Below are 19,361 nucleotides of genomic sequence, written 5' to 3'. Positions count from 1 at the left end.
TCGCTCAGGCCAGCCGGGTAGTGACGGCCGCGTCCTGGCCGGGATCGTTGACCGCGCCCTGTCCAACCGCCTCGCCCAGCACCCGTCCGACCACGCCATCGAGCGCGAGCACGCGGATGCTGCCGCTGCGGAAGGCCTCGGCGAGGCGCTCGGCCGGCAGCGAGAAGGCTTCCTGGCGGTTGGCGCCGGAGAAAATGAAGAGCGTGCGCAGCGGGCTGACCCAGGCCAGGCGCAGCTTGCGCACGCCGGAGGCGCCGCTGAATTCGACCCGCATGCCGCGCTCCAGCGTGGCGAGGGCCGCACCGGTCGGATCGGCGGGCGCCTCGTCCTCGGCGGCGGCCTGCTCCTGGGCGATGCGGCGCAGCGCGTCCTGCTGCGCGGCTTCCACCGCCAGTTCCAGCTGGCGTAGGGGCAACAGCTCGATCGGCGCGCGCACGATGGCGGCGTGGCATTCGGCCAGCCCGGCGAAGAACTGCAGGCGCTCCGCATCCTGCCAGCCGGTGGCGTCGAGCCACTTGTTGAGGGTCGTGAGCAGGGCCGGCAGGCGGCTGATCAGCTGCTTGCGCTGTTCCTGGGTGGCCTTGGGCTTGACGCTCCAGATCAGGTCATCCATGGCGCGGGTGGCGTTGTCCACCGCCCCCGGCTTGCTGTCCTCGATGGTGTAGGCCAGCGTCAGCACCGGCGTCCAGCGCTGCTCCAGGAAAGTGCCGACCAGCGCCACCACCTGTTCGCCGGCCAGGCGCAGCGCCACCGCCTTGCGCGCCGAGCGGGTGGCGGCGAGCTGCTGTTCCTGGCGCGTGGCCTGGGCGATCGGGCCGGCGATGGCGGCCGCCTCGACCTGCTCGCGCTCGGCGAGGCCGGCTTCCAGCTCGGCCACCGCGGCGGCAAAGGCTTCGGGCGGTGCCTCCCCGCGCACCTTGTCGACGCCGCGGCGCATGGCGCGCCAGACCGGATCGTCCGGACTGGCGGCCTGCCCCCAGCCGGCCTGCGACAGCAGGTCGAGCATGCGCCGCGCCGGATGCGCCTCTTCGAAGAAGAAGCTGCGGTCCTTCAGCGCCGCCTTCAGCACCGGCACCTGGAGGAAGGCGATCAGCTCGCGCGTCTCCTGCGGAATCGCGTCGTCGAGCAGGACGGTTTCGAAAATGCGCGACAGGAGGTCGAGCGTGGTCGCGTCGCCCTGCGACAGGCTGCCCGCAGGCAGGCTCTGTTTCAGGCGCGGAAGGTAGAACACCTCGTGCGGCGCGGCACTTGCTGCCCCTCCGGCCTGCGGACCACTCCTGGCGGCGCCAGCGGCGGGCATGGCGCCGCCCAGCTTTTCCAGCACATCGATCAGGGACGCCGGGATCGCGGCCGCAGGCACAGGCGCGGACGCGCTCTGTCCTGTCACGGCCTGGCCGTCCGGCGCCTGTGCGGCGGCCGGAAAACCGGCGGCCGCGCTGGGACGCCAGCCGCCGCTGCCCTGCGGCAGGTTGGGAATCAGGGGAACGTCGATGTCCGCGCCCGGCGCCCCCTCGGCCGTGCCGAACAGCTGGCGCAACTGCTTCGAGACGGCCGCATCCCGGCGCGCCCGCGCCGCCCTGGCGGCGGCGCTGTCGTCGGTCTTGGCAAAGCGCTCGCCGCCGTCGCGCAGGCGCGCCGGCTTGAGTTTGTCGTTGAGCGCGTCGAGAATCGCTCCCAGGTCGAACACGACGCCCGGACGCAGCAGCGGCAGGATCAAGGCGTGCGATGCCCCGTCCGGCTCGAACTCGCGCCAGGCTTCCTGCAGCGCGCGCAGGAAGACTTCGGGACGGAAGGGGTTATGGCCGGCGCGCACCAGTTCGCGCCCCAGCAGCACGCCGAGGCGCACCCCCAGGCTGGCGAGGCGTTCGGACTGCTGGATGTCGAAGGGACGGCTGACGGCGGCGAACGCCAGCTGGTCGTCCATCTCTTCCAGCGGCACCAGGCTGAGGGTCAGCGGCGCGCTTGCTGCCGGCTTGAGCGCGGGCGCCAGCAGCGCCAATTCCTTGCGCAGGGCCAGCTCGATCGCGGTCGAGGCCAGGTGCACGAAGGCGTAGGCATTGTCCTTCAGGAGGTTGCCGGAGCGGATGCGGCGCGCGGCTTCCTGCGGATCGGCACCGGCCGTCGTCATATCCAGCAGCACGGCCGTCATGCGCCCGACCATGTCCATCAGGGCGTCGGCGGCCCGGCCCGACGCGATAGTGGCGAGCTCGTCCAGCGTCGCCTGCTGCGCGGCGGCGGCCTTGCGGACGGCAGGTGTCTGGGCAGTGTTCACGGCCATGGTGCTTGGACAGGGGCGATCCGTCCATTGTGCCATATTATTTCCATATAGCAATGGAAAATATGCACGAATGGATAGCTGGCGCTTCTTTCCGGCCTTGGAGCGCCACACTCCCGAAAATTTCCTTGTGAACGTCGGTGCCTGTCCTACACTGGATCACGCCGTGTTCTGATTCCGATTCATCTATACGAAACGCATGATGGCTCGACCGGAAATGCTGCGGTAACGATCCACAGCTCGGCAAGAAGCACACCTTCCCACATTGAAAGGAAAGATCATGGCCTCGAATCAAGGTAAGTCGAAGCAAGGCGGCAGCTCGCAGCAGCACGCCGAAGCCGGCCGCCAGGGCGGCAGCAAGCAGTCGGGCTCGGGTTCGGGCTCGCGCTCGGGTGGCAGCGCCGGCAGCGGCGGCACCCGTGGCGGCACTCCTGAACAGCATGCCGAAGCCGGCCGCCAAAGCCACAAGAACGACAAGAAGCGCTGACCGGGCGGCAGGCCCGTCCTGCCCCGGCAAGCGCACGTCGCCGGCCCACCGCTACGGCGGTGGGCTTTTTTTCGGCCTCAGATATTGCGCAGCATGCCACCCTTCGGCGGACGGAAGTCACGGATATCGTTGACCAGTCCCGCGGTCCTGGCGTCGCGCGCGTTGAGGTGCAGGTCGGAGTACTGGTGGATGGCCCACTGCTCCGGCGTGAGCTCGACGCACTTGCGCAGGATCGACTCGGTGCGTGCGTCGTCGGCACGCAGGCCTTCGACGATGATGTTCAGCGCATCCGGACGCGATCCGGGCGAGGCCGTCGCGTGCGACTTGTGCACCATGAAGCGCGCCGTCTCGCTGCAATAGCGCTCCGACCCCGACAGGTAGAGGATGACGGCGATCGAGGCCACCGCCCCGCCGTTGTACATGATGAACTTGATCGGCGAGTTCGCCAGGAAGTTATGCAGGCACAGGCCGTCGCTGACGTAGCCGCCGTTCGACTGGATCAGCACGTGGGCGGTTTCGATGCCGTCCTCGGTCATCATCGACACCGCCTCGAACACACGGTGCACCATGTCGCTGTTGACGTCGCCCGATAGCGTGAACCAGGCTTCCTTGACTTGCTGTGTTTTGTCTTCGCTCATAGTTTTTCCCACTGCAAAGTGTGTAAGACAAGTGTAGCAAAACACGCCCGAAGGCCCGGTCCGGAGACCCACCAATAGTGCGCGGCAATTCTTTTTGGCAATCGCCAATTCCCCGGGCGGCGGGGGGCCTCAGGTTGACACCGAACCAATGCTGGCATATCCTCCACAGTCTTGACCGGGAGAGCGCAGGAACACCTGCCGCCGAAGGGGCACTACCCACAAACTCTCAGGCAAACGGACTGGTCAGGGGGCAGCAGCGCAAGGCGCGGCGGCTCAACTCTGGAGAGCGGCCGCAGCACGATGCATGCGGCCCACCGAAGGGGCAGGCAGCCATGCTGCTATCTCTCAGGTACCAAGGACAGAGGGGATACAGGCACCCGCTACGCGTGTGCGCACCCCCTATTACTGCTGCCCGAGGACCCCATGACGCTCAAAGCGACCCCGCTCAATTCCGCACACCGCTCCCTGGGAGCCAAGATGGTCGACTTCGGCGGCTGGGACATGCCCGTCAACTACGGCTCCCAGATCGAGGAGCACAATGCCGTCCGTACCGACGCCGGCATGTTCGACGTCTCGCACATGTGCGTCGTCGACCTGAAGGGCGCCAATGTGCGCGCCTTCCTGCGCGGCCTGCTGGCCAACAACGTCGACAAGCTGCAGGTCCCGGGCAAGGCCCTCTACTCCGCCATGCTCAACCCGGAAGGCGGCGTGATCGACGACCTGATCGTCTATTACTTCAGCGAAGACTGGTTCCGCCTGGTCGTCAACGCCGGCACCGCCGAGAAGGACGTGGCCTGGATCAGCCAGCAGAACGACGCCACCGGCTCCGGCGTCGCCATCACCCAGCGCCGCGACGGCAATGATCCGATCGCCCTGGTCGCGGTACAGGGTCCGAACGCCCGCGCCAAGGTCTGGCAGGTGCTGCCAGGCACCCAGGCCGCTTCCGAGCCGCTGAAGCCCTTCAACGTCGTGATCGTACCAAACACCCCATTCGGTGAAGTGATGGTCGCCCGCACCGGCTACACCGGCGAGGACGGCTTCGAGATCGGCGTATCGAGCAGCCAGGTCGAAGCCCTGTGGAACGCCTTCGTCGCCGCGGGCATCAAGCCGGCCGGCCTGGGCGCGCGCGACACCCTGCGCCTGGAAGCCGGCATGAACCTGTACGGCCAGGACATGGACGACACGGTCAACCCGCTCGACGCCGGCCTGGCCTGGACCGTCGACCTGGTGTCCGAGCGCGACTTCGTCGGCAAGGCCGCCCTGCAGGCCAAGGGCCAGCAGGCGAATTTCGTCGGCCTGATCCTGCGTGAAAAAGGCGGCATCCTGCGCGCCCACCAGAAGGTCATCAGCGCCGCCGGCAACGTGGGCGAGATCACCAGCGGCACCTTCAGCCCGAGCATGCAGCAGGCGATCGCGCTGGCGCGCGTGCCGCTGGACGTCGCCATCGGCGACACCGTGCAGGTCGAAATCCGCGACAAGAAACTGGCTGCCAGCGTGGTGAAGCTGCCGTTCGTGCGCAACGGCAAAGTTCTCGCAGCCTGATCAAGAAAAACCAACAACAAGCTTTATACTACCGCCTCACCCTCTATTGGAGCCTTATATGAACATCCCAACCGACCTGAAATACACCGAGTCCCACGAGTGGGTGCGCCGCGAAGCCGACGGCAGCCTGACCGTCGGCATCACCGAGTACGCACAGGACGCGCTGGGCGACATCGTGTTCGTCGAGCTGCCGCAGGTCGGCAAGGCATTCACCGCAGGCGACGACGCCGCGGTGGTCGAGTCGGTCAAGGCCGCCAGCGACATCTACGCTCCGGTCTCGGGCACCGTCACCGCGGTGAACCAGTCGGTCGCCGACGCACCGGACTCGATCAACCAGGATGCCTACGGCGCCTGGCTGTTCAAGCTGGCTCCGAGCGACGCCGGCGCGGTCGACAAACTGCTGGACGCCGACGCCTACGGCAAGACCACCGGCAACTAATCTGTCGTATGGTGCGCCTTCGGGCGCACCTTTGCTTTATCCGTTCTCCATTCTCCCGGCGCCCCGTCCACGCGACCCCTGCGCCAGCTCTTATTTGGCTTCTACCATGACCCGCTCCAGCCTCACCCAACTCGAAGCGCGCGATTCCTTCATCCCGCGCCACATCGGCCCGTCCGAATCCGAACAGGCAGCCATGCTGTCGACCCTGGGCTACGCCTCGCGCGCCGCCCTGATCGACGCGGTCGTACCTGCGAACATCCGCCGCAAGGACACGATGGACCTGGGCCAGTTCGTCGAACCGCGCAGCGAAGAAGAAGCGCTGGCGACCCTGAAGGCGCTGGCCTCCAAGAACAAGGTCATGAAGTCGATGATCGGCCAGGGCTACTACGGCACCCACACGCCGAAGGTCATCCTGCGCAACATCTTCGAGAACCCGGCCTGGTACACCGCCTACACCCCGTACCAGCCTGAAATCTCGCAGGGCCGCCTGGAAGCAATCCTGAACTTCCAGCAGATGATCACCGACCTGACCGGCATGGGCATCGCCAACTCGTCGATGCTGGACGAAGGCACCGCCGCCGCCGAAGCCATGACCCTGCTGCAGCGCGTCGGCAAGTCGGCTTCGAAGGTGTTCTATGTGGCCGACGACGTGCTGCCGCAGACCCTGGAAGTGGTGCAGACCCGCGCCAAGCCGATCGGCGTCGAGGTGCGCGTGATCGCCGCCGCCGAGATCGAGAAACTGGAAGAGCCCTGCTTCGGCGTGCTGCTGCAATACCCGGGCGTGAACGGCGAAGTGCGCGACTACCGCGCCGCCGTCGAGCACCTGCATGCCGCAGGCGCCATGGTGGTGGTGGCCGCCGACCTGCTGGCCCTGACCGTGCTGGCCGCGCCGGGCGACTGGGGCGCCGACGTGGTCGTCGGCAACAGCCAGCGCTTCGGCGTGCCGCTCGGTTTCGGCGGCCCGCACGCCGGCTACCTGGCCACCCGCGACGAATACAAGCGCAGCATGGCCGGCCGCCTGGTCGGCGTCACCGTCGACGCCCAGGGCAACCAGGCCTACCGTCTGGCGCTGCAGACCCGCGAACAGCACATCCGCCGCGAAAAGGCGACCTCGAACATCTGTACCGCCCAGGTGCTGCTGGCCGTGATGGCCGGCATGTACGCGGTCTACCACGGCCCGCAAGGCCTGAAGCAGATCGCCAACCGCGTGCACCGCCAGACCGCGATCCTGGCGCGCGGCCTGCAGCAGCTCGGCGCCGAAGTCCTCAACACCACCTACTTCGACACCCTGACCATCAAGGGCGACGCCGCCGCGCTGCACGCCGCCGCCGCCAACGCAGGCATCAACCTGCGCCGCATCGACGACGGCCATGTCGGCGTGTCGCTGGACGAGACCACCACCCGCGACGACCTGGCCGTGCTGTTCGCCGTGTTCGGCAACGGAAAGACCGTTGACATCGACGCGCTGGACGAAGACGTGGCCGACGCCTACCCGGCGGAACTGGCGCGTACCAGCGCCTACCTGACCCACCCGACCTTCAACCGCTACCACGCCGAGCACGAGATGCTGCGCTACCTGCGTGGCCTGGCCGACAAGGACCTGGCGCTGGACCGCACCATGATCCCGCTCGGCTCCTGCACCATGAAGCTGAATGCGACCTCGGAGATGATCCCGGTCACCTGGCCGGAGTTCTCGAACGTCCACCCGTTCGCCCCGGAAGACCAGACCGTCGGCTACCGCGAGATGATCGACCAGCTGGAAGCCATGCTGTGCGCCGCCACCGGCTACGCCGCCATCTCGCTGCAGCCGAACGCCGGCTCCCAAGGAGAGTACGCGGGCCTGCTCGTTATTCAGAAGTATCATCAAGCGCGCGGCGAAGGCCACCGCAACATCTGCCTGATCCCGTCCTCGGCGCACGGCACCAACCCGGCGTCGGCCAGCATGGTCGGCATGAAGGTCGTGGTCACCGCCTGCGACGAGAACGGCAACGTCGACCTGGCCGACCTGAAGGCCAAGGCCGAGCAGTACAGCAAGGACCTGGCCTGCGTCATGGTCACCTACCCGTCGACCCACGGCGTGTTCGAAGAGGGCATCAAGGAACTGTGCGAGATCGTGCACCAGCACGGCGGCCAGGTCTACGTGGACGGCGCCAACATGAACGCGATGGTCGGCGTGGCCGCGCCGGGCGCCTTCGGCGGCGACGTCAGCCACCTGAACCTGCACAAGACCTTCTGCATCCCGCACGGCGGCGGCGGCCCCGGCGTCGGCCCGATCGGCGTGGGCGCCCACCTGGCCCCCTTCCTGCCGAACCAGCTGTCGACCGGCTACGTCCGCAACGAAGCCGGCATCGGCGCAGTGAGCGCGGCCCCTTACGGCTCGGCCTCGATCCTGCCGATCTCGTGGATGTACATCGCGATGATGGGCGCGGAAGGCCTGACCGCGGCGACCGAAGTGGCGATCCTGAACGCCAACTACATCGCGCGCCGCCTGGCCCCGCACTACCCGGTGCTGTACACCGGCCACGACGGCCTGGTCGCGCACGAGTGCATCATCGACCTGCGCCCGCTGCAGGACAAGACCGGCATCTCGAACGAAGACGTGGCCAAGCGCCTGATGGACTTCGGCTTCCACGCCCCGACAATGAGCTTCCCGGTGCCTGGCACGCTGATGATCGAGCCGACCGAGTCGGAATCGAAGGCCGAGCTGGACCGTTTCATCGAAGCGATGATCACCATCCACGCCGAGATCGTGAAGGTCGAGCGCGGCGAGTACGACAAGATGGACAACCCGCTCAAGGGCGCTCCGCACACCGCCGAAGTGGTGACCGCCGACGACTGGCAGCACACCTACTCGCGCGAAGTGGCGGCCTTCCCGGTGGCCTCGCTGCGCAAGAAGAAGTACTGGCCGCCGGTCGGCCGCGCGGACAACGTCTATGGCGACCGTAACCTGTTCTGCGGTTGCGCGCCGATCAGCGACTATGAGTAAATAGCAGTCTACTTGCGGCTCGAGGCGAGCCGCAGGTGCGAACGCTCATGACGGCGGCGTTCCCTGGGGAGATCCCGGGGAACGCCGCTTTCTTTTTGTTCCGGCTCGGCCTTCACCGGCTGCGCTTCCGGCTCGCCCAGGCGGAAAGCCGCCACCGTGCGCGACAGCGCCAGCGCCTGCATCTGCAGGGTGCGCGCGGCGGCCGCGGCTTCCTCGACCAGGGCGCAGTTCTGCTGGGTGACTTCGTCCATGCGTACCACCGCCTGGTTGACCTCGGCCAGGCTGCCGGCCTGCCCCGCGCTGGCGCTGCCGATCCGGCCCGATACCTCTTCCATCTCGAGCGCCGCGCCGGCAGCGTCGACGATGCTGGCGCCGGCCTGGGCCGCCCAGGCGGCACAGGCTTCGATCTCGGCGACCGAGCGCGCCGCCAGTTCGCGCACCTCGCGCGCCGCCCCTGCCGCGCGCTGGGCCAGCGCCCTCACCTCGCCCGCGGCGTCGGCGAAATCCCGGGCATCACCGGCGTCGTGCGTGCCGCTGCGCCCCGAGGCAAGGGCGGCGTTCAGCGCCAGCGCCCCGGCTTCGCTGGCGAGGGCGTCGATCGCCGCCGCGACCTCCACCGCGCGCGCCGTGCCTTCCTTCACCCTGGCCAGGGTCGCCGCCATCCGCTCGACGTTCTGGCCGCCCTGCTGGGCGCTGTGCGAGGCCGACTGTGCCAGCCGGTTCGCGGCCAGCGCGCCGGTGGCGGCCACGGTGACCGTTTCAGCCAGACGCTGCATGCTGAGCGCGGTGTCTTCCAGCGAGCGGCTGCGGAACACGGCGCGGCTGTGCATGCTCAGGTTTCCCAGGCTGATGTCGCGTGAAGCGCTGCCGATGCTGCGCGCCGATTCCAGCACCGTGCGCAGGGTGCCGTTCAGGTTGCGGATGCCGGCGTCGAGGGCGCGCGAGGTTTCGCCGATCTCGTCGTCGCCGTAGACCCGCTCGCCGACCGTCAGGTCGCCGCTGGCCAGCTCCAGCGCCGCCGCGCCGATGCCGCGGATCTCCAGCAGCAGCGCACGCCGGACCGCCATGGTGATGGCCAGCGACACCGCGACCGCCAGCAGCACCACGAAGGGCATCAGGCTCGAGGTGATGCGGAAGTCGGCGGCGGCGTCGTTCGACGCCTGCTCGGACAGTTCGCGCTCGAGTTTCGCCAGCACGGCCATGCGCTGCACCAGGACCGAGAACGCGGCTTCGGGCTTGACCATGGCGTTCGCGCCGATGGTCTGGTCGGCATGCGTCAGCTCGACCACCTCGCGCGCAGCGCGCACGTACAGCCGGTGCGCCTCGGCAGCCCCCTCGACGTTGCGCCGCTCGGCGCTGCCGGCCGCGGTCTGCTGTACCAACACGCCGAAGGCGCGCTCGATGCCGCCGTGCTGGCGATGGATGTCGCCGATCAGCAGCGCGATGCGGGGCCGCGAGAAGCTGCTGCCGAGCCAGCTGAGCAGCTTGTAGGTGTCGGCGTGCACGCGCTGGGCCTGGGCCACCAGTTCGCTGGCGCTGCGCATCTGCATCGCGCGCGCGCCGACGATGGCCTGCAGCGACTGGTGCTGGCGCACCATGGCGTACCAGGCGCCGCTCGAGAGCAGGATCAGCAGCAGCAGGACGACGCCGGGTGCGAGCAGCAGCTTGGGACCGATCTTCAGTCGCGACAGCATGATGCCTCCCTCTTTAAATACGTGTTATTTCCTAAGCGCATTCAACGAATCTACGCGCTTCAATATCAAGAGAGTTTGCGTCCGCTCAGATTGCCACCTTTCTTGGCGAGGAACCAACAGGCATATGTATTGTGAAACAACTACTTACTAATTTGATATAGTTGATAGGCAGGCACGCTGTATTCTTTCGCTCGACCTGATCAACCAGTCACGACAAGGAACACGCATGAACGCCAGGGGCATCGCTTTTGCCGCAGCACTCCTTCTCATCGGCAGCGCACAGGCGCAATTGGCCGATGCGCCATCGCCCCGCCTGGAAGACGAGCCCGGCGGACGCTTCGGTCCGCTGGCGGCCGGCTTCAAGCGCTATGAGCCCGTCTACGGCGGGAATGAAACGGCCAATCCCAACGACCGCCAGTTCCAGGGTTTCCGCACCGACCCCAGGCTGGTGATCGGCTATGCCTTCAACAAGTACCTGGCCGTGGAAACCGGTTATTCCCACTTGCGCGACGATGGCTTCCACAAGATCGATCCCGGTCCGATAGAGTCCGCCGTAGCGGCGGGGGCGCTCGGCGCCAAGAGCCATACCACCTACGTGGCCGCCAAGCTGACGCTGCCCGTCACCGACCGCCTCACGGCTTATGGCAAGCTGGGCGTCGCGCAGAGCACGGTGACCAATGACGGCTTCGTTACCGAACAACAGGCGAAGCGCAGGCAAAGCGGGGGCGTGTTCGTCGGAGAAACCGGCGCGGGGGCATACGGCGCGCTCGGCGCCAAATACAAACTGAACGACAGGGCGACGCTGAGCGGCGAAGTCAGGAAAAATGGCAGCGCCGACAAGTTCCGCGCGTCGAACGGCAGCGCCGTGCAGGGAAGCGTCGGCTTCGGCTTCTGATCGATGCGCCGGCGGCTGGCCGGCGCATCAGGGGATTACGCCAGCTTGGCGGCGTGTTCGCGGGTCGCGTGGAAGGTCAGCTTGGGCCAGCGTTCCTGGGTCAGGCGCAGGTTGACGCCGGAAGTCGCCAGGAAGGCCATGTTGCCGGCGGCATCATAGGCGACCTGGTGACCGAGCTGGTTTTCGAAGTCCGACAGCGACTTCTTGTCCTCGCTCGACACCCAGCGCGCGCTGCTGATGCTGCTGCTCTCGAACACGGCATCGACGCCGTATTCGTTCAGCAGGCGGCTCGCCACGACTTCGAACTGCAGCACGCCGACCGCGCCCAGGATCAGGTCCGAACCCATCACCGGCTTGAACACCTGCACCGCGCCCTCTTCGCCGAGCTGCTGCAAGCCCTTGTGGAGCTGCTTCATCTTCAGCGGATTACGGATCCGCACCGTGCGGAACAGGTCGGGCGCGAAGTACGGGATGCCGGTGAAGGTCAGCAGCTCGCCTTCCGAGAAGCTGTCGCCGATCTGCATGTTGCCGTGGTTCGGCAGGCCGATGATGTCGCCGGCATAGGCTTCCTCGACCTGTTCGCGGCTGGACGCCATGAAGGTCACCACCGAGGACAGCTTGACGTCGCGGCCCAGGCGCAGGTGCTTGACCTTCATGCCCTTCTCGAAGCGGCCCGAGCACACGCGCAGGAAAGCGATGCGGTCGCGGTGGGCCGGGTCCATGTTGGCCTGGATCTTGAAGACGAAGCCCGAGAACGGCGCTTCTTCCGGCTTGACGGCGCGCACGGTGGCGTCGCGTTCGCGCGGGGCCGGCGCCCAGTCGACCAGCGCCGACAGGATCTCGCGCACGCCGAAGTTGTTGATCGCCGAACCGAAGAACACCGGGGTCTGCACGCCCGCCAGGAAGCGCTCCAGGTCGAACACGTGCGAAGCGCCGTGCACCAGCTCCACTTCCATCTTGAGCTGCTCGATCTCGAGCGGGAACATCTCGGCCAGCTTCGGGTTGTCGATGCCCTTGACGATCTCGAAGGCGCCGTCGGCCTTCTCTTCGCCGGCCTTGAACAGCATGATCTCGTCCTTCAGCAGGTGGTACACGCCGCGGAAGTTCTTGCCCATGCCGATCGGCCAGGTCACCGGTGCGCACTCGATCTTCAGCACCGACTCGACCTCGTCCAGCAGTTCCAGCGGATCGCGGGTTTCGCGGTCCATCTTGTTCATGAAGGTGACGATCGGGGTGGCGCGCATGCGGCAGACGTCGAGCAGCTTGATGGTCTGCTCTTCCACGCCCTTGGCCGCATCGATCACCATCAGGGCCGAGTCGACCGCGGTCAGCACGCGGTAGGTGTCTTCCGAGAAGTCCTGGTGGCCCGGGGTGTCGAGCAGGTTCACCACGTGGTCGCGGAACTCGAACTGCATCACCGAGGACGCGACCGAGATGCCGCGCTGCTTCTCGATGTCCATCCAGTCCGAGGTGGCGTGGCGGCCGCTCTTGCGGCCCTTGACGGTGCCGGCGAGCTGGATCGCGCCCGAGAACAGCAGCAGCTTCTCGGTCAGGGTGGTTTTACCGGCGTCAGGGTGGGAAATGATGCCGAAGGTGCGGCGGCGCGCGACTTCACGCGCAATCACGGCGGCTGGCTTGGCCGGATGGGCTTCCGGGTTGAGTTCTGGGTTTGCTGCGGTATCGGTGGACATGGTCTCGGCCAATTTGGGTTCTGCAAAACCCGCGATTTTACCGGGTACGGAGCCCCTTGTGTGGATGGCGCGCATCACAGCGGGACCTGATCGGCGCTTTTGTCAGGGTTTTGTCAGCTCCAGTTCAGCAATCTGACAGCTTCATTGTTTATACTGGGCAACATTTTATCGTTCCGTGAGGAAACCATGTTCGTTCACCTGCCCACTTCACTCCAGCGCAAGCGCGGCTTCACCCTGATCGAACTGATGGTGGCGGTGGCCATCATCGGCATCCTCGCGGCGATCGCCCTGCCCTCCTACACCCAGTATGTCGCGCGCGGCAACCGCGCCGCCGCCCAGGCCTACCTGATGGAGCTGAGCCAGGCCGAGGCCCAGTTCATGGCCGATACGCGCAGCTACAGCAACGACCTGCAGGAGCTGAAGATGCCGACGCCTGCCGCCGTCGCCGCCAAGTACAGGATCGAGATCGTGCTGGTCGAGGGCCCGCCGCAGGGCTACACCATCACCGCCAGCCCGCTGACCGGTTCCAGCCAGCAGAGCGACGGCTCGCTGAGCATCAACCAGGCCGGCACCCGCACGCCGAGCGGCAAATGGTAAATCCACGGCAGCGCGGCTTCACCCTGCCCGAGCTGATGACCGTGGTGGTCATCATGGCCATCCTCGCCGGGCTGGCGGCGCCAGCCTTCAGCAGCTTGATCGCCTCGGTACGCCTGCGCAGCGCCGGTACCGACCTGCACGTCGCCCTCAGCACGGCACGCAGCGAGGCTATCAAACGTAACGCCGAGGTGAGCCTGCAGCCCGCCGGCAGCACCTGGCAGGCCGGCTGGCGCATCCCCGCTCCCGGCGGCTCCAGCCGCCTGCTGCACGACCACCCGGCCGTCACCGGCGTGAGCATCACCGGTCCCGCCAGCGTGACCTACCTGCCCACCGGCCGCATCAAGGGCAGCGTGCTGCCGGCATTCGCCCTTGCTCCCGCCACCGGGAGCGAACGGCGCTGCGTCACGGTCGACCTGTCCGGGCGCCCGTACCAGACCAAGTCCACCTGCTGATCCCATGACTCCCATGCGCCCCCTACTGCCCTTGAAGACGCTGCGCGCCCGCGGCGTGAGCCTGATCGAAGTCCTGATCACCATGGTCGTGCTCGCGTTCGGCCTGCTGGGCCTGGCGGCCTTCCAGGCCAAGGCCCACGTCGGCACGATCGAGTCCTACCAGCGTGCCCAGGCCGCGGTCCTGCTGCAGGACATGCAGTCCCGCCTGTCCGGCAACAGCGCCAAGGCCGCCGAATACCTCACCGCCACGCCGCTCGGCACCAACAGCACGGTCGGCAGCAATTGTGCCCTGGCGGCGGCCGGCAGCGCCCGCGACCTGTGCGAATGGAACGCGGCCCTGAAGGGCGCGGCCGAACGGCGCGGCACCGCCAATGCCGGTGCGATGCAGGGCGCGCGCGGCTGCATCGAAGAAGTGCGCGCCAAGAACGAAGCGCCCGGCGTCTGCATCCCGGCGGTCTACCTCATCACCGTGGCCTGGCAGGGCATGCACCCGACCCGCGCCCCCTCCCAAGCCTGCGGCCGCAACCAGTACGGCGCGGACACCCACCGCCGCGTCGTGTCGGCGCGCGTCGCAGTCGGCCTGCCGAGCTGCACCTGACAAGCGGAAGCACAACATGCGACACCTTCCCTCCCTACGCCGCGCACGCGGCTTTTCGCTGGCCGAACTGATGATCGCATCGAGCATCGGCCTGCTCATCCTGGCCGCCCTGTCCACGATGTTCGTGAAGAATACCCGCGCCCAGCAGGAAATCGAAAAATCCCACCGTCAGGTCGAGAACGGCCGCTACGCGATCGACGTGCTGGCCGTGGACCTGCGCAACGCCGGCTACTACGCCGAGTTCGACCCCACCGTGCTGGCCAGTCCGGCCGCGCTGCCGGCCCTGTGCGCCACCAACCTGGATGGCTTGAAGGCCGGCCTGGTGCTGCCGGTGCAGGGCCTGGACGATGGCGCCGCGCTGCCCGCCTGCCTGAGCGACGTGCGCCAGGGCACCGACGTGCTGCTGGTGCGCCGCACCGCCACCTGCGTGGCCGGGGTCGGCAACTGCGCCCCGGTTGCCAGCGGCGGCCCCTTCTTCCAGGCTTCGCTGTGCAACAACGCCACCGAACTCGATTCGCCGAACGTGGCCGACTTCTATGCGCTCAGCCTGTCGACCGTGAACCTGAACCGGCACCAGCGCGACTGCAGCCCGGTGGCCAACAGCGGCACCCTGGCCGCGGTGCGCCGCTACCACACCCATGTCTATTACATCGCCAATAACAACCGCGCCGGCGACGGCATCCCGACCCTGAAGCGCCTCGAGCTGAGCAGCACCGGCGAAGCGCCGACCTGGACCAGCGTGCCGCTGGCCGAAGGCATCGAGAACCTGCAGGTCGAGTACGGCCTCGACCTGGCCAAGGACGGCGTGGCCGACCGCAGCGCGGCCGATCCGGCCAGCGCCGACGGCTGCACGGCCGCAGCCTGCGCAGTCAGCAACTGGCGCAGCGCGGTCGCGGTGCGCGTCCACGTCCTGGCCCGCAATACCGAGGCGACGCCGGGCTATAAAGATACCAAGACCTATACCCTCGGCCTGGACGCCGACGGCGCAGCCCACACCATCGCCGCCCCCAACGACGGCTACAAGCGCCACGTGTTCCAGACGCAGGTGGCGCTGCCCAACCCGGCCGGCCGGAGAATACCATGACCCATCCCATGAAATATGCCCGCCGCCAGCGCGGCGTGACCCTGATCACCGCCCTGGTGATGCTGGTGCTGCTGACCCTGGTCGCCCTGGCCACCTTCAACGTCGGCAAGTCGAACCTGCAAATCGTCAGCAACATGCAGCAGCGCGACGAAGTCGCGGCTGCGGCCCGCGAAGTCATCGAGGAAGCGATCAGCAACACCCGCTTCACCACGACGCCGGACCACGTGATCGCCAATCCCTGCGGCGCCGACAACCAGCGCTGCGTCGACACCAACGGCGACGGCAAGGACGACGTGCGCGTGAAGATCGCCCCGCGCCCGAAATGCGTGAAGGCGCCCGTGATCAAGAACACGGCACTCGACCTGGCCAAGGTCGAGGACGAGGTGTGCAGCATGGGCACCTCACAGAATTTCGGCGTGGCCGGCGCCGTCGACGGCAATTCGGCCTGCGCCGACAGTATCTGGGAAATCCACGCCGAGGCCACCGACATCGAGACCGAGGCCCAGGTGCAAGTCACCCAGGGCGTGGGCGTGCGCGTGGCGCGCGATGACGTCACCAACAATTGTCCGACCACCTGACCGGAGGATTCATACCATGTTCCGCACCACGCGCTTCCCCCTCCGCTTGTCTTTCCTCGCCCTGGCCGGCGCGCTCGCTTCGCTGGCATCGCCGGTCGGTGCCGACGACATCGACATCTTCACCGGCGCCTCGGCCGGCGCCAACATCAACCCGCGCATCCTGATCGTGCTCGACAACACCTCGAACTGGGCGCGCCAGAACCAGAAATGGCCGGGCGGCGCAGCCCAGGGCCAGTCGGAAGCGAACGCGATCAAGCGCGTCGTTGCCGAACTCGACAGCTCGGTCAGCCTCGGCCTAATGGAATTCGTCACCGGCGGCAACGCCAACGACGACGGCGGCTTCATCCGCTATGCGATCCGCCCGATGAATACGGACAACAAGGCCGCCTTCAGCACCCAGCTGACCACGATCTACAACAACATCAACAGCCCGGACGAGAAGCGCAACTCGAACACCCCGTACGGCAACCTGATGTACGACGTGTACAACTACCTGGCGGGCGAAAGCGCCTATTCGCCGTCCGCGGTGATTGCCAGCAAGGCCGACAGCGGAGGCTACACCACCACCTACAGCCGTTTCAAGTCGCCGCTGACGGCGGACAACCTGTGCGGCAAGACCTTCGTCATCTTCATCGGCAATCCGAATGCCAGCGGCCCGTCCTCGGACACGTCGGCCAACACCGCGCTGCTCAACACCCTCAACGGCGCGCCCGTCACCCAGCTCGGCCTGCCGAACTTCAGTACCCAGAGCGTCAGCACCCCGACCACGATCGGCACCACGGCCGCCTGCTATGCCAGCCCCACCGCAGCCGCGGCGGCCCTGCCGAACTTCAGCGCCACCTGCACCGGGTATACCGACGGCTGCAAGATCGGCAACGCCGTGCCCAGCGACGCCGGCGTCTGCACCCCCGGCAACAGCCAGTACAGCGTGGTCGCGACCGATACCATCATCACTAACGTGCCGACCGGCAGCTTCAGCAGCGACACCGGCCCGCGCAATGCCGACGAATGGGCTCGCCTGATGTACGGCCGCGGCATCGCCCTGCCGAACAGCAGCATCCGTCCGAACGTCACGACCTATACCATCGACGTCTACAACGCCCAGCAGAACGGCGAGCACACCTCGCTGATGCTGAGCATGGCGCGCGCCGGCGGCGGCAAGTACTTCGCCGCCAAGAACGAGGAAGCCATCGTCGACGCCCTGAAGGAAATCCTGGTCGAGATCCAGGCGGTGAATACCACCTTCGCTTCCACCAGCCTGCCGGTCAACGCGACCAACCGCTCGCAGAACGAGAACCAGGTCTTCATTGGCATGTTCCGCCCAGACCCGGACGCCAAGCCGCGCTGGTTCGGCAACCTCAAGCGCTACCAGCTGATCAACAACAACGGGAACATCGACCTCGGCGACGCAGCAGGCAAGGTGGCGGTCAACACGGTGACTGGCTTCGTGACTCCCTGCGCAACCAGCTACTGGGGCGGCAACAGCGGCACCTACTGGAGCGGACTAGGCCTATCGCCGGACCCGGCCGGCACCTGCAGCACCAGCAGCTTCAACAAGTATTCGGACGCCCCCGACGGTCCCTTCGTGGAAAAGGGCGCTGCCGCCCAGATCCTGCGCCAGGGTAACGCGCCCTTCGGCAGCACGACCTCGCACGCCGTCAACCGCAAGGTGCTGACCCACGTGAGCGGCACCGGCCTGACCGCCCTGACCCCGGCCAACAGCGGCATGGACACCAACTTGGTGAAGTTCATCCGCGGCGAGGACACCAACAACGAAAAAGGCGGCGGCCCGGCCGACACCACCCGGCCGTCGATCCACGGCGACGTCATCCACTCGCGCCCGCTGCCGATCAATTATGGTGCCGACAAGGGCGGCGTGACCGTGTTCTACGGCGCCAACGACGGCACCCTGCGCGCCCTGAACGCGGACACCGGCGTGGAGCGCTGGGCCTTCGTCGCGCCGGAATTCTTCCCGCGCCTGTCGCGTCTGAAGAGCAATTTGCCGCTGGTCGCCTACCCGAATATGCCGGCCCAGGACATCGCCCCGACCAAGAAGGATTATTTCTTCGATGGCTCGACCGGCGTCTACCAGGATGCCACCAGCTCGAACGTCTGGATCTACCCGACCATGCGCCGCGGCGGCCGCATGATCTATGCGCTCAACGTCAGCGACGTCGGCAACCCGCAGTTCAAGTGGAAGGTCGGCTGCCCGAACCTGACGAACGACACCGGCTGCACTGACGACATGGAGGGCATCGGCCAGACCTGGTCGACCCCGAGCGTGGCCTTCATCAAGGGTTATGAATTGGGCAAGAAGCCGGTGGTGGTGGTGGGCGGCGGCTATGACAGCTGCGAGGATGCCGACAGCAAGATCCCCAGCTGCGCCACGACCAAGGGCGGCGTGATCTATATCCTCGATGCCGATACCGGCACTATCCTGCGCTCCTTCCCGACCACGCGCGCGGTGGCGGCCGACATCGCGATGGTCGACATCGACAACGATGGCATGCCCGACTACGCCTACGCGGCCGACACCGGCGGCGCCCTGTACCGGGTCGACTTCGTGAATGCCAACCGCACGGAGCGCCTGAAAGGGGCCTGGACCAGCCGCAAGGTGGCGGAGACGAGCGGTGACGGACGCAAGTTCCTGTTCGCACCCGCCCTGCTGGCGGCCCCGGACCACGTTTACGTGGCGATCGGCAGCGGCGACCGCGAGCACCCGCTGGCCAGCCACTATCCGTACAACGGGGTCGTCAACCGCTTCTACGTCTACAAGGACAGTCTGACGGCCGCTGCGGACGCGGATCCGGTCGACCTGGACACCCTGGAAGACTACAGCGCGACGTCAACCAACTCCTGCGCGAACGCGCGGGTGCTGCCTTCCAACTCCCTGCGCGGCTGGTACATGGACCTGAGCGCGAACGGCAAGGGCGAGCAGGTCGTGACCTCGGCGCTGATCGCCGGCGGCATGGTGACCTTCAGCACCAACCGTCCGATCCCGCCGCTGGCCGGCACCTGCTCCACCACGCTCGGCGAAGCGCGCGGCTACTGGGTCAACCTGTTCAACGCCTCGGGCGCGATCGGCGTGAACGGCACCTGCGGCGGGGACCGCTCCTCGCCCTTCGTGGGGGGCGGCCTGCCACCCTCGCCGGTACTGGCGAACGGCGTGCCGATCATCGTCGACGGCGAGCCCAAGGCGACCACAGTCGTGGTGGGCGCGGCACAGCGCAACGGCGGCGCCAGCGTGGCGATCGCGCCAGGTGAACTCCGCCCGGAAATCAAATCGAAACGCAAGCGTTCCTACAGCTATACGTCGGGAGCCGACTGAACGCTCGTGAAAATGCGCATGTTCATCGCTGTTGTAAGTATCTGCTTAAACAGGCACCAATGAGCGCATCCTGTTAG

The 19,361-nt window shown here is 67.0% G+C and carries 15 protein-coding genes and 2 riboswitches; of the genes, 11 read left to right on the top strand and 4 right to left on the bottom strand.

The genetic code is table 11. The features are described 5' to 3' along the window. Positions 1-4: 4 nt before the first annotated feature. On the bottom strand, positions 5-2,278 hold the full coding sequence (locus ACSQ25_RS10440) for a DUF1631 family protein (protein WP_436105620.1): 2,274 nt from the start codon (positions 2,276-2,278) through the stop codon (positions 5-7). A 277-nt stretch (positions 2,279-2,555) separates the two neighbouring features. On the opposite strand from ACSQ25_RS10440, the gene ACSQ25_RS10435 reads away from it, so the two are divergent. Next, on the top strand, positions 2,556-2,762 hold the full coding sequence (locus ACSQ25_RS10435) for a hypothetical protein (RefSeq protein WP_436105619.1): 207 nt from the start codon (positions 2,556-2,558) through the stop codon (positions 2,760-2,762). A gap of 77 nt (positions 2,763-2,839) precedes the next feature. On the opposite strand, the gene ACSQ25_RS10430 is transcribed toward ACSQ25_RS10435, so the two are convergent. After that, positions 2,840-3,400 (bottom strand): ATP-dependent Clp protease proteolytic subunit, encoded by a 561-nt coding sequence (locus ACSQ25_RS10430; protein ID WP_436105618.1) that lies wholly within the window; start codon positions 3,398-3,400, stop codon positions 2,840-2,842. A gap of 166 nt (positions 3,401-3,566) precedes the next feature. Next, positions 3,567-3,652, top strand: a riboswitch (glycine riboswitch). Positions 3,653-3,669: 17 nt separating this feature from the next. After that, positions 3,670-3,772: riboswitch (glycine riboswitch) on the top strand. A gap of 51 nt (positions 3,773-3,823) precedes the next feature. Between ACSQ25_RS10430 and gcvT the strand changes: the two genes are divergently transcribed. From gcvT to gcvP, 3 genes are all read left to right on the top strand, one after another. After that, positions 3,824-4,942, top strand: coding sequence for a glycine cleavage system aminomethyltransferase GcvT (gene gcvT / locus ACSQ25_RS10425; RefSeq protein WP_436105617.1), 1,119 nt, complete (start codon positions 3,824-3,826; stop codon positions 4,940-4,942). Between the two features lie 58 nt (positions 4,943-5,000). Further along, positions 5,001-5,381: a glycine cleavage system protein GcvH gene (gene gcvH, locus ACSQ25_RS10420; RefSeq protein ID WP_027865340.1), complete on the top strand. Its 381-nt coding sequence runs from the start codon at positions 5,001-5,003 to the stop codon at positions 5,379-5,381. Positions 5,382-5,487: 106 nt separating this feature from the next. Beyond that, positions 5,488-8,367 carry an aminomethyl-transferring glycine dehydrogenase gene (gene gcvP / locus ACSQ25_RS10415; protein WP_436105616.1) on the top strand — a complete coding sequence of 960 codons (2,880 nt, stop codon included), beginning with the start codon at positions 5,488-5,490 and terminating at the stop codon, positions 8,365-8,367. A gap of 8 nt (positions 8,368-8,375) precedes the next feature. Here gcvP and ACSQ25_RS10410 read toward each other — a convergent pair whose 3' ends face one another. Further along, the gene (locus ACSQ25_RS10410) at positions 8,376-10,061 is read right to left on the bottom strand and encodes a methyl-accepting chemotaxis protein (RefSeq protein ID WP_436105615.1); all 1,686 of its coding nucleotides are present in this window, start codon (positions 10,059-10,061) and stop codon (positions 8,376-8,378) included. Between the two features lie 226 nt (positions 10,062-10,287). Between ACSQ25_RS10410 and ACSQ25_RS10405 the strand changes: the two genes are divergently transcribed. Beyond that, positions 10,288-10,956 (top strand): outer membrane beta-barrel protein, encoded by a 669-nt coding sequence (locus ACSQ25_RS10405; RefSeq protein ID WP_436105614.1) that lies wholly within the window; start codon positions 10,288-10,290, stop codon positions 10,954-10,956. Positions 10,957-10,991: 35 nt separating this feature from the next. Here ACSQ25_RS10405 and ACSQ25_RS10400 read toward each other — a convergent pair whose 3' ends face one another. Then, complete coding sequence (locus ACSQ25_RS10400; RefSeq protein ID WP_436105613.1) at positions 10,992-12,647, bottom strand: peptide chain release factor 3; 1,656 nt, start codon at positions 12,645-12,647, stop codon at positions 10,992-10,994. 186 nt (positions 12,648-12,833) lie between these two features. Between ACSQ25_RS10400 and ACSQ25_RS10395 the strand changes: the two genes are divergently transcribed. Genes ACSQ25_RS10395 through ACSQ25_RS10370 form a run of 6 tightly spaced genes read left to right on the top strand, consistent with a single transcriptional unit; the run spans position 12,834 to position 19,284 of the window. Continuing rightward, on the top strand, positions 12,834-13,244 hold the full coding sequence (locus ACSQ25_RS10395; protein WP_436105612.1) for a type IV pilin protein: 411 nt from the start codon (positions 12,834-12,836) through the stop codon (positions 13,242-13,244). After that, complete coding sequence (locus ACSQ25_RS10390) at positions 13,238-13,696, top strand: GspH/FimT family pseudopilin (RefSeq protein WP_436105611.1); 459 nt, start codon at positions 13,238-13,240, stop codon at positions 13,694-13,696. The genes ACSQ25_RS10395 and ACSQ25_RS10390 overlap by 7 nt, the downstream gene beginning before the upstream one ends. A gap of 13 nt (positions 13,697-13,709) precedes the next feature. After that, a complete protein-coding gene (gene pilV, locus ACSQ25_RS10385; protein ID WP_436105610.1) occupies positions 13,710-14,294 on the top strand; it encodes a type IV pilus modification protein PilV in 585 nt (194 codons plus the stop codon). Positions 14,295-14,310: 16 nt separating this feature from the next. After that, complete coding sequence (locus tag ACSQ25_RS10380) at positions 14,311-15,378, top strand: PilW family protein (protein WP_436105609.1); 1,068 nt, start codon at positions 14,311-14,313, stop codon at positions 15,376-15,378. Further along, on the top strand, positions 15,375-15,956 hold the full coding sequence (locus tag ACSQ25_RS10375) for a hypothetical protein (RefSeq protein ID WP_436105608.1): 582 nt from the start codon (positions 15,375-15,377) through the stop codon (positions 15,954-15,956). The genes ACSQ25_RS10380 and ACSQ25_RS10375 overlap by 4 nt, the downstream gene beginning before the upstream one ends. Positions 15,957-15,972: 16 nt before the next feature. After that, positions 15,973-19,284, top strand: coding sequence for a pilus assembly protein (locus ACSQ25_RS10370; protein WP_436105607.1), 3,312 nt, complete (start codon positions 15,973-15,975; stop codon positions 19,282-19,284). The last annotated feature ends 77 nt before the right edge of the window (positions 19,285-19,361 follow it).

The sequence above is a fragment of the Massilia sp. LjRoot122 genome, from assembly GCF_964252725.1.
Lineage (GTDB): Bacteria > Pseudomonadota > Gammaproteobacteria > Burkholderiales > Burkholderiaceae_D > Telluria.
The sequence above is the reverse complement of the archived record's forward strand: the minus strand, read 5'-3'. Positions and strand labels throughout refer to the sequence as shown.

What these genes read in the sequence shown, in the direction of transcription:
- ACSQ25_RS10370 (WP_436105607.1), top strand. Translation starts at nt 15,973, where the DNA reads ATGTTCCGCACCACGCGCTTCCCCCTCCGCTTGTCTTTCCTCGCCCTG.
- ACSQ25_RS10405 (WP_436105614.1), top strand. Translation starts at nt 10,288, where the DNA reads ATGAACGCCAGGGGCATCGCTTTTGCCGCAGCACTCCTTCTCATCGGC.
- pilV (WP_436105610.1), top strand. Translation starts at nt 13,710, where the DNA reads ATGCGCCCCCTACTGCCCTTGAAGACGCTGCGCGCCCGCGGCGTGAGC.
- ACSQ25_RS10375 (WP_436105608.1), top strand. Translation starts at nt 15,375, where the DNA reads ATGACCCATCCCATGAAATATGCCCGCCGCCAGCGCGGCGTGACCCTG.
- ACSQ25_RS10400 (WP_436105613.1), bottom strand. Translation starts at nt 12,647, where the DNA reads ATGTCCACCGATACCGCAGCAAACCCAGAACTCAACCCGGAAGCCCAT.
- ACSQ25_RS10440 (WP_436105620.1), bottom strand. Translation starts at nt 2,278, where the DNA reads ATGGCCGTGAACACTGCCCAGACACCTGCCGTCCGCAAGGCCGCCGCC.
- ACSQ25_RS10395 (WP_436105612.1), top strand. Translation starts at nt 12,834, where the DNA reads ATGTTCGTTCACCTGCCCACTTCACTCCAGCGCAAGCGCGGCTTCACC.
- ACSQ25_RS10390 (WP_436105611.1), top strand. Translation starts at nt 13,238, where the DNA reads ATGGTAAATCCACGGCAGCGCGGCTTCACCCTGCCCGAGCTGATGACC.
- ACSQ25_RS10430 (WP_436105618.1), bottom strand. Translation starts at nt 3,400, where the DNA reads ATGAGCGAAGACAAAACACAGCAAGTCAAGGAAGCCTGGTTCACGCTA.
- gcvH (WP_027865340.1), top strand. Translation starts at nt 5,001, where the DNA reads ATGAACATCCCAACCGACCTGAAATACACCGAGTCCCACGAGTGGGTG.
- ACSQ25_RS10410 (WP_436105615.1), bottom strand. Translation starts at nt 10,061, where the DNA reads ATGCTGTCGCGACTGAAGATCGGTCCCAAGCTGCTGCTCGCACCCGGC.
- gcvP (WP_436105616.1), top strand. Translation starts at nt 5,488, where the DNA reads ATGACCCGCTCCAGCCTCACCCAACTCGAAGCGCGCGATTCCTTCATC.
- ACSQ25_RS10380 (WP_436105609.1), top strand. Translation starts at nt 14,311, where the DNA reads ATGCGACACCTTCCCTCCCTACGCCGCGCACGCGGCTTTTCGCTGGCC.
- ACSQ25_RS10435 (WP_436105619.1), top strand. Translation starts at nt 2,556, where the DNA reads ATGGCCTCGAATCAAGGTAAGTCGAAGCAAGGCGGCAGCTCGCAGCAG.
- gcvT (WP_436105617.1), top strand. Translation starts at nt 3,824, where the DNA reads ATGACGCTCAAAGCGACCCCGCTCAATTCCGCACACCGCTCCCTGGGA.